Genomic DNA, 13,394 nt, shown 5'->3' on the forward strand with positions numbered 1-13,394 from the left:
TCACGCCATGACACAGAACGCGAAGGGCGACGTGCGGATGGAGAAGGACACGTTCGGCGAAATCGCCGTGCCCAACGACAAGCTTTGGGGCGCGCAGACGCAGCGCTCGCTCCAGAACTTCAAGATTTCGACGGAAAAGCAGTCGCCCGAACTGATCACCGCGCTCGCGATCATCAAGCACGCCGCCGCCGAAGTGAACGAAGGCCTGAAGGTGCTCGACTCGAAGAAAGCGAAGGCGATCATGGAGGCGGCCGAGGAAATCATCGACGGCAGGCATCCCGATGAATTTCCGCTCGCCGTGTGGCAGACCGGCTCGGGCACGCAGACCAACATGAACCTGAACGAGGTGATCGCCAATCGCGCGAGCGAGATCATGGGCGGACCGCGCGGCGAGGAGCGCCTCGTGCATCCGAACGACGACGTGAACCGCGGACAGTCGTCCAACGACGTGTTCCCGACGGCGATGCACGTCGCGGTCGCGTATGCGATCGTCAAGCATCTGGTGCCGTCGCTGAAAACGTTGCGCGACACGCTGGAGAAGAAATCGAAGGCGTTCGACAAGATCGTGAAGATCGGCCGCACGCACTTGCAGGACGCCACGCCGCTCACGCTCGGCCAGGAATTTTCGGGTTACGTCGCGCAGCTCGATCAGGGCGTGAAGCATGTCGAGGCGACGCTGCCGCATCTGTATCAGCTCGCGCAGGGCGGCACGGCGGTCGGCACGGGACTGAACGCGCATCCGGAATTCGCCGCGAAGGTCGCGGGCGCGATCGGCAAGCTCACCGGCCTGCCCTTCGAAACCGCGCCGAACAAGTTCGAAGTGATGGCCGCAGCGGACGCGCTCGTCGCCGCGCACGGCGCGCTGAAGACGGTTGCGGCGGGCCTGATGAAGATCGCCAACGACATCCGCTGGCTCGCGAGCGGGCCGCGCTGCGGACTCGGCGAACTGTCGATTCCGGAGAACGAGCCGGGCAGCTCGATCATGCCGGGCAAGGTCAATCCCACGCAGTCCGAAGCCGTCACGATGCTCTGCTGCCAGGTGTTCGGCAACGATGTCGCTGTGAACTTCGGCGGCGCGAGCGGCAACTTCGAGCTGAACGTGTTCCGGCCGATGATCGCGCATAACGTGCTGCAATCGATCCGCCTGCTCGCGGACGGCGCGCAGAGCTTCAACGACAACTGCGCGGCGGGCATCGAGCCGAACGAAACGCGCATCGAGAGTCTGCTCAACGAGTCGCTGATGCTCGTGACGGCGCTCAATCCGCATATCGGCTATGACAAGGCCGCGCAGATCGCGAAGAAAGCGCACAAGGAAGGCACGACGCTCAAGGCCGCCGCGCTCGCGCTCGGTCACGTGAGCGCGCAGCAGTTCGATGAGTGGGTCAAGCCGGGGGAGATGGTTGGGAAGTAAGCGCGCGCTGGATGGGAGGTCTCAGGAAGAGATCTCCCACGGGTTGATCACATTGATGCCGCACGGAGCAAAATCGGCTACGTTTCGCGTGACGACCGTCATGCCGTGCACGAGCGCAGTGGCGGCGATATAAGCGTCGCGCTCAGGACGAGGGTCCGGGACATGTAGCCTGGCGCAACGCTGCGCCACGCTGGAATCGAGCGGCAAGGTTCTGTCCGCGAACTCGGGAACGACGCGGGTGTGCATCCAGGTTCGTAGCCGCGCTCCTTGCTCCGCATCGCGCCGCTCCATGCGGAGAATGCCAAGCTCGAGTTCGAACAGTGTCACGGCCGAGATGTAGAAGTTTGCCGCGTCTTCGCCGGAGAGCCAGCGCGTGACATTGACATCGGCTTTGCCGTCTCCTGCCTTGCGAAGTTCGGAAATGACGTTGGTATCGAGCAGAAACATCATTCGAAGTCAGCCGCTCGTGGGAGCGCGCGTGATGGCGAAAAGTCGACGTCGATATCGGCAAGGCCCGGCATCGAAAGCAGGTCGACGAGGCTGCGCTTCTTTCCCGCAAGGCGCTGATACTCCTCGATGCTCAAGAGCACATGAGCAGGCCTGCCACGGTCTGTAATGAAGACAGGGCCGTCCTTGGCTGCTTTCTTGGCCCGAGTCACGTCCTGATTCAGTTCTCGACTGGATAACGTTGTGATGGTCACGATCAAATCTCCTTTCAATGTAGATATGTTACTACATCGAGAGGAAATTGGCTGATCAGACTCCCTTCACACCTTTCCCGCCGCCACCTCCTCCGGCTTCAGCTCGACGATCGCATCCAGCGCGTCCTTCACGTCCATGGCGTATTTCGCGAGACGCTTCTCCTCGTCCGTCTCCGGCACGAACGACGGCACCGGCGTCGGCTGGCCTTTTTCATCGACGGCGACGAAGACCATCAGGCAATCGGTCGTCTGCTGCAGCTCGCCGACTTTCGGATCGCCCGCGTGCACGGAGATGTGAATGTGCATGCTGGTGCGCCCGGTCGTGACCACGCGCGCGCGCAATTCCACCAGATTGCCGACGAGAATCGGCCGTCGAAAGCGGATATTGCCGACGCTCACCGTAACCGCGTAGCGTCCGGACCACATCGCGGCGCAGGCGTAGGCGGTTTCGTCGATCCATTTCATCAGCGCGCCGCCGTGCACCTTGCCGCCGAAATTCACCGAAGTCGGCTCGGCGAGAAAGCGGAAGGTGGTTTCGGCGCGGCTCTTCGGGACCGCGGGAATGGGGGATGAAGTCGGCGTATTCATGGTGGCATCATGTTCGAGTCATATGACGCCAATTATACGAAGCGAAAAAGGCGCTAGTCGTGAACCGTGATGCCCTGATCGATCGTGCCGTACATCGTGATGCTGCCGCCACCGCCCGCCGATGACGACGGCCCGCCCGCGCAGCCCGCACACAGCGTCAGCACGCAGAGCACGCCGGCGAGAATGAATCTGGACATGGAAATTCTCCTGCTGGCTCGAATGCCAGCGTTCATTCTAGCGCCGTGCCTCGCGCATCGACGTTTCGGTGCGCAGTGAAACATCGGATGCGAAGCCGCGCTAGAGTGATTATGTCGATCACTTCCCGTCAGGGACATCGCCATGAACTCCGCTTTCGACGACACCGATTCGCGCGCGCGCCATTTCCCCGGACTGTCGCGCATCGGCGCGCTGATCGCCGATCCGGGCCGCGCCGCGATGCTCTGGTCGCTGATGGACGGCACCGCGCGTCCCGCCGGCGAACTGACGATGATCGCGGGGCTGTCGCCGTCGGCGGCGAGCGGGCATCTCGCGCGCCTCACCGAAGGCGGGCTGCTCGCGCTCGAAGTCAGCGGGCGGCATCGCTATTACCGCATCGCGACGCCGGATATCGCCGCGGCGATCGAAGCGCTCGCCAATCTTGCACGGGCCAGCGCCCCGCAGCGCGCGCCCGAGCGGCCGCCTTCGGCCGTGCCCGTCGACATGCGTTTTGCGCGCACCTGCTACGACCATCTCGCGGGCGAACTCGCCGTGCAGATCTTCGACCGGATGATCGCCCGCAACTGGCTCGCCGCCGCCGACGATCACGAACAGGCGCACGGCCCCGCCGCCCTCGACGCGACGCCGGAAGGCGCGCAGGCATTCGCCGAACTCGGCATCGACCTGAAGACGCAGCGCGCGCGGCGACGCCGCTTCGCGTGCACGTGCATCGACTGGAGCGAGCGCAGGCCGCATCTGGGCGGCGCGCTCGGCGCGGCGTTCCTCGAAGCGTGCGAGTCGCATGGCTGGATCGAGCACGCCGCGAAGCGTCGCGTGCTGCGCGTGACGCCGGCGGGGCATCGGCATTTCGAGGGCTTCCTGTCCGCGCGATAAAGCTTTGTTACGCCCACCCGCGCGCCGTTACAAACGGCATCGTACGGATACACGCGCGGGCGATACATTGATCCGACAGGCCTCGCGGACCGTCGCGTCCGACAGGACGCACGCGCGGCCGCCGGAGAACACGATGAAAAACAGGGCCATCGCCGCCGCGACACTGGGCGCGCTCTTATCGATATCGGCGCTCGGCGCGCTCGCGCAGACGCCGCCCGCCATGGCGGCACAAGCGCCGCAAGCCGACCCGCCCGGGCGCATCGCGCGCCTGAACTACATGGCGGGCACCGTGACGACCGAGCCGGCGGGCGCATCCGACTGGTCCTACGCGCAGATCAACCGCCCGCTCACCACGGGCGATCAGCTCTGGAACGACGAAAACGCGCGCTCGGAACTGCATATCGGTTCGACGGCGCTGCGGCTCGGTTCATCGACCGCGCTGTCGATCCTCGCGCTCGACGACAACGCCGCGCAGCTCAAGGTCGCGCAGGGCACGCTGTCGACGCGCGTGCGCGAACTGCCGCCCGGCACGCGCTATGAGATCGACACGCCCAACGCCGCGCTCGCGATCACGACGCCCGCCGACGTGCGCGTGGACGTCGCGCCCGATGGCCGCGCCACCACCGTCACGGTGCGAAGCGGCGGCGTCACCGCATATGGCGACGGCGGGTCGGTGCAGCTCGCGGGCGGGCAGCAGATGACGTTCGAGGGCACGAATCTTCAGCAGACGTCCGCGAATGCAGCGCCCGCGCCGGACGCGTTCGATCAATGGGCCGCGAGCCGCGACGCATCCGAAGACCGCTCGGTCTCGGCGCGTTACGTGTCGCGCGACATTCCCGGCTATCAGGATCTCGATGCCAACGGCACGTGGCGCAACGATCCGTCGTACGGGCCGGTGTGGGTGCCGAATGCCGTCTCCGCCGACTGGGCGCCGTATCGGCAGGGACATTGGGCGTGGCAGGACCCGTGGGGCTGGACCTGGATCGACGACGCGCCCTGGGGTTTCGCGCCCTATCACTACGGGCGCTGGGCGTATGTCGGATCGCAATGGGCCTGGGTGCCGGGACCGATGGCCATGAGCGCGCCGCCCGCGTATGCGCCTGCGCTCGTCGCGTTCGTCGGCGACGGCGCCAGCGGTGTCGACTGGAACGTCGCGCTGACGGTCGGCGGCGTCGCGGCGGCGGGCGTCGCGTGGTTCCCGCTCGGGCCGGGCGAGGCATGGCGTCCGCATCGGGACGGCTGGAGTCCGCGTTATTACGAGCGCGTGAACCGTAACGTCTACGTGAACAATACGTACGTCAACTATCGCGCGCCGCGTGCGCTCACGGCTGTGCCCGCGAACGCCTTCATGCATGGTCAGCCGGTCGGACGGCAGCCGTATGCGGTCGATCCGTCGCGCTGGCGCAATCCGCATTTCTTCGCGGGCGCGCCGGGCATCGCGCCGACCCGCGACAGTTTCGCGCCCGGTGCGCGGCGCGCCGATTACCGGCCGCCGCAGGGCGGCTTCGGGCGTCCAGTGGTGGCGACGCGCGCGCCGGTCGGAATGCCGGATTTTCATGACCATCGCGACGCGCGTAACGATCAGGTGCATCTCGTCGCGACGCATGGACCGGCGCGTTCGGTGATCGCAAGCGAAGCGCCGCGCGGTAACGGCGTCCCGCATCCGCCTGAGCGTGGGCCATCAGAAGGCGATCCGCGCTTCTCGCATGGCGATGCATCGCATGGGCGCGCTGTGCCCAACGAATCGCGCGTGCCGCCGCAACAGGGCCAGCCGCCGCAGCACGCGGGCGACGCGCCGCACTTCGAGCACCGCGCGCCCAATCCGCCGATGCAGGCGATGCAACCGCCGCCGCAAGCCCATCGTCAGCCGCGCGCCGAGCAGCCGCATCGCGAGATGCCGCCGCCGCGCCCGCAACAGCAGGCACAGCAGCAAGCGCAGCGGCCGCAGTATCATCCCGAGCCGCCACGTCAGCCGATGCATCAGGAAGCGCATCAGGCGCCGCCGCAGATGCCGCATCAGGAAGCCCATCAACGGCCACAGCAGGCGCAGCAACCACAGCAGCCGCAGCAGCCGCAGCATGGCGGCGGCGGTAACGAGCATCATCGCGGCTAAGGGCCGTAAACGACGAACGCGCGGCCCGAAGCCGCGCGTTCGCATTTACCCGCTGAAGCGTTCGCTCAGACCGCCATCGGCGCGGTGAGCGGCTCGTGATGCTTGTATCCTTCCAGCGCGAAATCCTTCGGCTCGATCTTTTCCAGCCATTCCGGCTCGTAGCGCTTCGTGACCGCGTAATCAGGCACGCGGTCCGAGATGATGAGCTGCGGCGACGGCAACGGTTCGCGCTTCAACTGTTCGTTGAGCATGTCGAGCTGATTCTCGTAGATATGCGCGTCGCCGATGAAGTACGTGAACCAGCGCGGCTTGTACCCCGTCAAGCGGCCGACGAGATGCAGCAGCGCCGCGCCTTCGGTCAGGTTGAACGGCGTGCCGAGCCCGACATCGTTGCTGCGGATATACAGACACAGCGAGATTTCGCGCGTCACCGCGTTCGGGATGAACTGATACAGCAGATGGCATGCGGGCAGCGCGATCTCGTCGAGCTTCGCCGGATTCCACGCATGAAACAGAATGCGCCGGTCGGTCGGGCGCTCGATGATCGTGTCGAGACACTGGCGCAACTGATCGATCGCCTTGTACAGCAGCACCTGTTCGCGCCCGTTCTCGACGAAGCTCGTCACGACCTCGAAGCCGCGATTGGTGGCGTCGGCGATCTGATCGCCTGCACCGGCATCGACCAGTTTGTACGCAGGCCATTTACGCCACTGCACGCCGTAGACATCGCCGAGATCGTCCGGACCCTGCCGGTACGGGTTTTCGAGCCACTGCGGGTTCTCGTTCGCGTTGGCGTCCCAGACCTTGCAGCCGAGCGCGCGGAAATCCGCCGCGCTCTTCGACGCGCGCAGGAAGCCCACCAGCTCGCCGATCGCCGACTTGAACGCGAGCTTCTTGGTCGTCACGGCCGGGAAGCCTTGCTGCAGGTCGAAACGCAGCATCGCGCCGGGGATGCCGATCGTGCGGATGCCCGTGCGGTTCTCCTGCCAAGTGCCGGTATCGAGAATCGTCTGGACGAGCTCGAGGTACTGTTTCATTCGATGTTCCCTGGGATATGCGGCGCGCCCTCGCGAACGGAAGGCGTAAACACGAGATTTTACCAAGCGGCGAGAACCGGCGCTCTAGTGCATCGGCACGAAAAAAACGGGCGCCCTGCGAGCGCCCGTCCGGAGTAAGTCGGTGAAATGCGGTCAGCCGCGCGTGGCGTGCTCCGAGGGCGCATCGACCTCGATATGACGCATACCGTGCGCACTCAGCAGGCGATACAGCGTCACGCGCGAGATGCCCAGTTCGTGCGCCGCATCGCCCAGACGCCCGCGATGCCGCAAGAGCGCCAGTTCGATCGCCTGCCGTTCGGCCGCCTCGCGCGCCTGCGCGAGCGACACCGGCGCGACTTCGACGTACTCGCCGAGTTCCAGATCGCGCGCGGTGATCTGCCGCCCTTCGGACATCACGATCGCGCGCCGCACGCGGTTAATGAGCTCGCGCACGTTGCCCGGCCAGCCGTAGTTATGGATCGCGGCGATCGCATCGGGGGAGAAGCCGCGCAGACGCCGGCTCGCATCCTTCTTGAAGCGGTCGAGCATGTGCTTCGCGAGCAGCTCGATGTCCTTTCCGCGCGCGCGCAGCGGCGGTTCGTCGATCTGCAGCACGCACAGACGGTGATACAGGTCCGCGCGAAAGCGGCCTTCGATCATCGCGGTCTGCATGTCGACGTGGGTCGCCGAGATGATCCGCACGTCGACCGGCGTCGAGCCGTGGCCGCCCAGACGCTCCACTTTGCGTTCCTGCAGGAAGCGCAGCAGGCTCGCCTGGCTTTCGAGCGGCAGATCGCCGATTTCGTCGAGAAACAGCGTGCCGCCATTGGCCGCTTCGACGCGGCCGATCTTGCGCTGGTTCGCGCCCGTGAATGCGCCGCGTTCGTAGCCGAAGAGCTCGGATTGCAGCAGATGCGCGGGAATCGCGCCGCAGTTGATCGCGACGAACGGCTGATCGCGGCGCGCGGAACGCTCGTGAATGGCGACGGCCGTCAGTTCCTTGCCCGTGCCGGACTCACCGGAGATGAACACCGGCGCGTCGGTCATCGCGACCTTGCGGATCGAGCGGAACAGCGCGAGCATCGCGTCGCACGAGCCGACCATTTCGCCTTCGGCGCGGCCTTCGCTGCGCGCATCGTTCGACGCGGCGTCGTGCAGCGCGACCATGCCGTACGCATGACCGACGGAATCGACGATGCGGTCATTCGACGTCGGCAGCGTCACGTAATCGAAGCAATAGTCGCGAATCAGGCGCCGCACGGCGGCGTCTTCGAGTTGTCCGGCGACGGTGGCCGCGACCCAGCCAACGTTGGTCATCGTCAGCGACGATTCGAACGCCGCCAGTTCATGAGATTCGAAGCGGCTCGACAGATCCAGCAGCCCGCCGGTCGCCAGATCGCTACGCAAGGCCTTACGCGTGTCGCGCGCGCTCGCGACGATTTCGATGTGCCACCCGCGCTCCTCGAATCGCGCGCACAGCGTCTCGCTTGGATCGCGAGTCACATAGATGAGTTGCCGCCGAGCGACGTCCATTATTCAGATCCTTTGTTCAACATTTGTTGAAAAGGTCACGTAGTTCAGGCACGCGCTACATCGCAGACTTCGTTGCCCTCGCACGTTTTGCGGAAAACGCAAGGAGAGGGACTTGCCATTTCGATACATCGCCCCCGGAACAAGGCACGAGACACCTCGCACCCTCCACGAAACCCTTTATGTCTGATTCTGTGCCGTTTTTGAGAGACTACTATAACCCAGAAACCCCGGAAACAAATATCGCGAGAGCCGCCGGATTAGCCACAAAACCTTGATGGGACGGGCCTGGCAAGAATTTCTCACACGATTATTAAAAACTTTCCGCACAATTTAATAAGACAAAATCTTATACCGATTTCGCGGGAACTTCATGTTTTTCTGCCTTCATGTTTCAACGGTGAAACGTTTACAGCCTGTTCTTGACTTGACGACTTGGATCGGTATTCATGAATCGTTGTGCAGCAACGCTTACCGGGCGATGGCACGCAATTCGCTAAATTTACAGCGTGCGGAAGGCAAGAAATTCTACTAAAAGAACGCACGTTCATTTTTCACTCGACATTCATTCTTCACATAATCGTTCATACCGACCGGACGATTACTTTATTTCCGGTTTCTTCATACCCGGGAATAGTTACCTTGGATTATGTCGTCAAGATGGCTCGCGATAGTTCTTTCAGGCGCACGGACCCTTCCGATGCGCAATCAACCGGCGACGACGCCGACGAACAGGCGTGGATGCACCCGGCCGCCACGCGTCCGGCAGGCTCAGGTATCAGCGTGAGACTATGGGACGAGATCGCCCCGGCTCCGCCACACACCGAGCCTCCCCTCGCGGACGACTCGCCCGAGGGCTGAACCCGCGGGGACGTGTCGGTTAGAATCGAAGCCCCGGCGGCGCGGCCTGCGCACGCCAGTTTGCTTCGAATCCTCTTACATGACGACGCTGACCCTGATCGTCGCCCGCGCACGCAATGGCGTGATCGGACGCGACAACCAATTGCCCTGGCGGCTGCCCGAAGACCTCGCGTTCTTCAAGCGCACGACGATGGGCGCGCCCATCATCATGGGGCGCAAGACGCATGAATCGATCGGCCGGCCGCTGCCGGGACGGCGCAATATCGTCGTGTCGCGCGACGGCGCGCGGCGTTATGAAGGCTGCGACGTCGTGACGAGCCTGGAAGCGGCGCTCGCGCTGGAGCCGGCGAAAGAGGCGTTTCTGATCGGCGGCGCGCAGTTGTATCGCGATGCCATCGCGCGCGCCGACCGCATGATCGTCACCGAGATCGATGCCGATTTCGAAGGCGATACGCGCTTTCCCGCGCCCGATCCCGAGCTATGGCGCGAAGTGTCGCGCGAGGCGCATCGCGCGGCGGCGCCGAATGATTTCCCGTTTGCGTTCGTGACCTACGAGCGCATTGCGGCGTCGGAATGAAAAAAGGCTCCGGATACGCTCCGGAGCCTTCGTCCTTCAACGCCGACGATCACTGACCCGCGACGGTCATCCGCTCGATCAGCACCGAACCGATTTCCTTCGTGCCGCGCACGACGGTATCCGCGCCTATCGCCTCGATGTGGCGGAACATCTCCTGCAACGTGCTCGCCACCGTGATCTCTTCCACGGCGTGCACGATCTTGCCGTTCTCGACCCAGAAGCCCGACGCGCCGCGCGAGTAATCGCCCGTCACGTAGTTGACGCCCTGCCCCATCAGTTCGGTGAGCAGCAGGCCCGTGTCGAGTTTCTTCAACATCGCTTCGAAGTCGTCGCCGGGCTTCGTGTGCTTGCTCTTCATCGTGAGATTGTGCGAGCCGCCCGCATTGCCGGTCGTGCGCATGCCGAGCTTGCGCGCCGAGTACGTCGACAGAAAATAGCCCTGCACGACGCCATCCTCGACCACGCTGCGCCGCTGCGTACGCACGCCTTCCTCGTCGAACGGCGCGCTGCCCATGCCGCCCTTCACGTGCGGATCCTCGACGATATCGATATGCGGCGCGAACACCGGCTTGCCGAGCGTGTCGACGAGAAACGTGGTCTTGCGATACAGCGCGCCGCCGCTCACCGCCTGCACGAACGCACCGAGAATGCCGGCCGCGAGCGGCGCTTCGAACAGGACGCGGCACTTGCGGGTGTCGAGGCTTTTCGCGCCGAGCCGCGCGAGCGCGCGTTCGGCGGCGTAGCGGCCGACCGCTTCCGGCGCGGCGAGACCGGCCGCGTCGCGCTTCGACGTGTACCAGTCGTCGCGCTGCATGTCGCGGCCAGCAGCCGCGATCGGCGCGCACGCGATGTAGTGCCGCGAGTACGGATAGCCCGCCATGAAGCCACGCGAGGTCGCCAGCACGAATTGCGAATGCTGCGCCGAGACGCTCGCGCCTTCCGAGTTGGTCACGCGCTTGTCGACCGCGAAGGCCGCGGCCTCGGCGCGACGCGCGATCTCGGCGGCCTCTTCGGCGTCGATGTCCCACGGGTGATAAAGGTCGAGATCCTGCGGCGCCTGCTCCAGCAGTTCCTCTTCGGCGAGGCCCGCCGCGCTGTCTTCAGCCGTGAAGCGCGCGATGTTGTACGCCGCGGCGACCGTGTCGCGCAGCGCGTCGCGCGTGAAGTCGGCGGTGCTCGCGTTGCCGCGCTTCTTGCCGATGAAAACCGTCACGCCGACCATCTTGTCGCGGTTGTGCTCGATCGTCTCGACTTCGCCGCGCCGCACGCTCACCGACAGGCCGTCGCCTTCGGAAATCTCGGTCGCGGCATCGCTCGCGCCGAGTTCCTTCGCGTAGCGCAGGATGTCGGAGGCGATCTCCTTCAGTTCGTCCTGCGTATGCGGGAAGTAGCGTTGCTTGACGTCCATGTCTGCTGCCATTTTTGGTTGCCTTTGGAAGTCGGGCGGCGTGCGCCCGCGCATGTCGTGGTTGCTTCGGAATTCCCGGCTGGACGCGCCTCTGAGCGGGCATCGAGCGGCGGAATCGGCCTATCACGCGATCATATCAAGGACGGCGCGCATTCACCCGCCAAGCTTTGTCGACAGACGCGGACGCGAGGCTTCAGGCGCGCTGCGGCCGCACGCTACAATGTCGGGATGAACCGTAAAACCCGCATTCAACCAATCGATTCCGGCCGCGACGACGAGCGCGAGCCGGACGAAAACGGCTACGACCGGCCGAGCAAATCCCAGCTCAAGCGCGACATGCACGCGCTGCAGGAGCTGGGCGAAGCGCTGATCGCGCTGCCCAAGGACGCGCTCAAGCGCATGCCGATGCCCGAGCATCTCGACGACGCCGTGCGCGAAGCGCGCCGCATCACCGATCACGAAGGCAAGCGCCGCCAGGTGCAGTACGTCGGCAAGGTCATGCGCTCGCTGACCGAAGACGAAGTCGGGGCGCTGCGCACCGCGCTCGACACGCATCGCGGCGTGAACAAGGCCGAAACCGCGCGCCTGCACTGGATCGAGCGCACGCGCGACAAGCTGCTCGCCGACGACGCCGCGCTCACCGAATTCATCCGCGATCATCCGGGCGTCGATCCGCAGGAAGGCCGCACGCTGATCCGCAACACGCGCAAGGAGCGCGAGCAGCAGAAGCCGCCGCGCTATTACCGCGAGCTGTTCCAGTGGATCAAGAACGCGTCGGGCGCGGCCGACGACGAGGACATCGAAGGCGACGAGGACGACCGTGACCAAGCCGAAACGTAATCATCCGGATGAGTTGATCGTCGGGCTCGTGTCGGTTAGCGATCGCGCGTCGCAGGGCGTCTACCAGGACAAGGGCTTGCCGTCGCTGCAGGCGTGGCTCGGCGACGCGCTCACCACGCCCTTTCGCGCCGAAACGCGCCTGATCCAGGACGACGCCGCGACCATTTCCGCGACGCTCGTCGAACTCGTCGACGTACACGGCTGCGATCTCGTGCTGACCACGGGCGGCACCGGCCCCGCGCGCCGCGACGTCACGCCCGAAGCGACGCTCGCCGTCGCCACCAAGCCGATGCCCGGCTTCGGCGAGCAGATGCGCCAGATCAGCCTGAATTTCGTGCCCACGGCGATTCTGTCGCGGCAGGTCGCGGTGATCCGCGAGACGGACGATCACGCCGCGCTCATCATCAATCTGCCGGGACAGCCGAAGTCGATCCGGGAAACGCTCGAAGGATTGAAGGACGCGGACGGCAAGACGAAGGTGCCGGGCATTTTCGCGGCCGTACCCTACTGCATCGATCTGATCGGCGGGCCGTATATCGAAACGCGGCCCGACGTGGTCGCCGCGTTCCGCCCGAAAAGCGCGCTACGCCCGCCGAAGGCTTAAGACGCGGCGGCAGGCGCCGACGGAATCAGGAAGTGCTCGCGGTAGTACTTGAGTTCGTCGATGGACTCGTGGATATCCGCGAGCGCGGTGTGCATCGCGCGCTTCTGGAAGCCCTTGTAAATCGCCGGCTGCCAGCGGCGGCACAGTTCCTTCAAGGTGCTGACATCGAGATTGCGGTAGTGGAAGAACGTCTCCAGTTCCGGCATCCAGCGCGCCATGAAACGGCGGTCCTGGCAGATCGAATTGCCGCACATCGGCGATTTGCCGGGCGGCACGTACTGACCGAGAAAATCGCGGATCTGGCGCGTGGCCTCGGCTTCATCGACGCTCGACACCTTCACGCGTTCCGTCAGTCCCGAGCGGCCGTGCGTGTTGCGGTTCCATTCATCCATGCGGCCGAGCGCCTCGTCCGTCTGATGAATCGCGAGCACCGGCCCTTCCACCAGCTTGTCGAGCGTCGAATTCGTCACGACCACCGCGATCTCGATGATGCGGTCGTTGTCCGGATCGAGACCGGTCATCTCCATGTCGAGCCACACGAGGTTCATGTCGCTGCGCACGAGCACATTTTCGTCTGATTCGGGAGTGGCGGAGATGTCGGTCATGAGAAGCGGCCTGAGAGATGGGAAAGCCGC

Annotated in this window: 14 protein-coding genes; 6 read left to right on the plus strand and 8 right to left on the minus strand. The window is 64.8% G+C overall.

Translation table 11 applies throughout. The features are described 5' to 3' along the window. The first annotated feature begins 7 nt into the window (after positions 1–7). Positions 8–1,411 (plus strand): class II fumarate hydratase, encoded by a 1,404-nt coding sequence (gene fumC, locus BTHE68_RS09360; protein WP_162066088.1) that lies wholly within the window; start codon positions 8–10, stop codon positions 1,409–1,411. 21 nt (positions 1,412–1,432) lie between these two features. On the opposite strand, the gene BTHE68_RS09365 is transcribed toward fumC, so the two are convergent. The 4 genes from BTHE68_RS09365 to BTHE68_RS36580 all read right to left on the minus strand — a co-directional run bounded on the left by BTHE68_RS09365 (position 1,433) and on the right by BTHE68_RS36580 (position 2,897). Next, a complete protein-coding gene (locus BTHE68_RS09365) occupies positions 1,433–1,861 on the minus strand; it encodes a type II toxin-antitoxin system VapC family toxin (protein WP_197919657.1) in 429 nt (142 codons plus the stop codon). After that, the gene (locus BTHE68_RS09370) at positions 1,858–2,112 is read right to left on the minus strand and encodes a type II toxin-antitoxin system Phd/YefM family antitoxin (RefSeq protein WP_162066089.1); all 255 of its coding nucleotides are present in this window, start codon (positions 2,110–2,112) and stop codon (positions 1,858–1,860) included. Before BTHE68_RS09370 ends, BTHE68_RS09365 begins: the two co-directional genes overlap by 4 nt. A 66-nt stretch (positions 2,113–2,178) precedes the next feature. Further along, positions 2,179–2,700 (minus strand): acyl-CoA thioesterase, encoded by a 522-nt coding sequence (locus BTHE68_RS09375; RefSeq protein ID WP_162066090.1) that lies wholly within the window; start codon positions 2,698–2,700, stop codon positions 2,179–2,181. A 53-nt stretch (positions 2,701–2,753) separates the two neighbouring features. Continuing rightward, positions 2,754–2,897 carry a hypothetical protein gene (locus BTHE68_RS36580; protein WP_174258002.1) on the minus strand — a complete coding sequence of 48 codons (144 nt, stop codon included), beginning with the start codon at positions 2,895–2,897 and terminating at the stop codon, positions 2,754–2,756. Positions 2,898–3,039: 142 nt separating this feature from the next. Here BTHE68_RS36580 and BTHE68_RS09380 point away from each other — a divergent pair, with 142 nt between their 5' ends. After that, positions 3,040–3,789 (plus strand): ArsR/SmtB family transcription factor, encoded by a 750-nt coding sequence (locus tag BTHE68_RS09380; RefSeq protein WP_162066091.1) that lies wholly within the window; start codon positions 3,040–3,042, stop codon positions 3,787–3,789. Positions 3,790–3,922: 133 nt separating this feature from the next. Next, positions 3,923–5,902 (plus strand): DUF6600 domain-containing protein, encoded by a 1,980-nt coding sequence (locus tag BTHE68_RS09385; RefSeq protein ID WP_162066092.1) that lies wholly within the window; start codon positions 3,923–3,925, stop codon positions 5,900–5,902. A gap of 65 nt (positions 5,903–5,967) precedes the next feature. Here BTHE68_RS09385 and BTHE68_RS09390 read toward each other — a convergent pair whose 3' ends face one another. Next, positions 5,968–6,939 (minus strand): thymidylate synthase, encoded by a 972-nt coding sequence (locus BTHE68_RS09390; protein ID WP_162066093.1) that lies wholly within the window; start codon positions 6,937–6,939, stop codon positions 5,968–5,970. Positions 6,940–7,092: 153 nt separating this feature from the next. Continuing rightward, complete coding sequence (locus tag BTHE68_RS09395) at positions 7,093–8,472, minus strand: sigma-54 dependent transcriptional regulator (RefSeq protein WP_061178761.1); 1,380 nt, start codon at positions 8,470–8,472, stop codon at positions 7,093–7,095. A gap of 937 nt (positions 8,473–9,409) precedes the next feature. Here BTHE68_RS09395 and BTHE68_RS09400 point away from each other — a divergent pair. After that, a complete protein-coding gene (locus BTHE68_RS09400) occupies positions 9,410–9,907 on the plus strand; it encodes a dihydrofolate reductase (RefSeq protein ID WP_162066094.1) in 498 nt (165 codons plus the stop codon). Between the two features lie 49 nt (positions 9,908–9,956). Here the strand turns inward: BTHE68_RS09400 and pmbA are convergent, their stop codons facing one another. Further along, on the minus strand, positions 9,957–11,327 hold the full coding sequence (gene pmbA, locus BTHE68_RS09405) for a metalloprotease PmbA (RefSeq protein ID WP_162066095.1): 1,371 nt from the start codon (positions 11,325–11,327) through the stop codon (positions 9,957–9,959). A 216-nt stretch (positions 11,328–11,543) separates the two neighbouring features. On the opposite strand from pmbA, the gene yjgA reads away from it, so the two are divergent. Together yjgA and mog are read left to right on the plus strand one after the other, a co-directional pair. Beyond that, positions 11,544–12,155, plus strand: coding sequence for a ribosome biogenesis factor YjgA (yjgA, locus tag BTHE68_RS09410; protein ID WP_162066096.1), 612 nt, complete (start codon positions 11,544–11,546; stop codon positions 12,153–12,155). Beyond that, positions 12,136–12,759, plus strand: coding sequence for a molybdopterin adenylyltransferase (gene mog, locus BTHE68_RS09415; protein WP_162066097.1), 624 nt, complete (start codon positions 12,136–12,138; stop codon positions 12,757–12,759). The genes yjgA and mog overlap by 20 nt, the downstream gene beginning before the upstream one ends. On the opposite strand, the gene orn is transcribed toward mog, so the two are convergent. Next, positions 12,756–13,364: an oligoribonuclease gene (gene orn, locus BTHE68_RS09420; protein WP_162066098.1), complete on the minus strand. Its 609-nt coding sequence runs from the start codon at positions 13,362–13,364 to the stop codon at positions 12,756–12,758. The genes mog and orn overlap by 4 nt on opposite strands. Between the last annotated feature and the right edge of the window lie 30 nt (positions 13,365–13,394).

It is taken from the genome of Burkholderia sp. THE68 (genome assembly GCF_009938265.1).
Taxonomy (GTDB): Bacteria; Pseudomonadota; Gammaproteobacteria; order Burkholderiales; family Burkholderiaceae; genus Caballeronia.

Coding starts and splice junctions, on each gene's coding strand:
- fumC (WP_162066088.1), top strand. CDS start 8: ATGACACAGAACGCGAAGGGCGACGTGCGGATGGAGAAGGACACGTTC.
- BTHE68_RS09365 (WP_197919657.1), bottom strand. CDS start 1,861: ATGATGTTTCTGCTCGATACCAACGTCATTTCCGAACTTCGCAAGGCA.
- BTHE68_RS09375 (WP_162066090.1), bottom strand. CDS start 2,700: ATGAATACGCCGACTTCATCCCCCATTCCCGCGGTCCCGAAGAGCCGC.
- BTHE68_RS36580 (WP_174258002.1), bottom strand. CDS start 2,897: ATGTCCAGATTCATTCTCGCCGGCGTGCTCTGCGTGCTGACGCTGTGT.
- BTHE68_RS09380 (WP_162066091.1), top strand. CDS start 3,040: ATGAACTCCGCTTTCGACGACACCGATTCGCGCGCGCGCCATTTCCCC.
- BTHE68_RS09385 (WP_162066092.1), top strand. CDS start 3,923: ATGAAAAACAGGGCCATCGCCGCCGCGACACTGGGCGCGCTCTTATCG.
- BTHE68_RS09390 (WP_162066093.1), bottom strand. CDS start 6,939: ATGAAACAGTACCTCGAGCTCGTCCAGACGATTCTCGATACCGGCACT.
- BTHE68_RS09395 (WP_061178761.1), bottom strand. CDS start 8,472: ATGGACGTCGCTCGGCGGCAACTCATCTATGTGACTCGCGATCCAAGC.
- BTHE68_RS09400 (WP_162066094.1), top strand. CDS start 9,410: ATGACGACGCTGACCCTGATCGTCGCCCGCGCACGCAATGGCGTGATC.
- pmbA (WP_162066095.1), bottom strand. CDS start 11,327: ATGGCAGCAGACATGGACGTCAAGCAACGCTACTTCCCGCATACGCAG.
- yjgA (WP_162066096.1), top strand. CDS start 11,544: ATGAACCGTAAAACCCGCATTCAACCAATCGATTCCGGCCGCGACGAC.
- orn (WP_162066098.1), bottom strand. CDS start 13,364: ATGACCGACATCTCCGCCACTCCCGAATCAGACGAAAATGTGCTCGTG.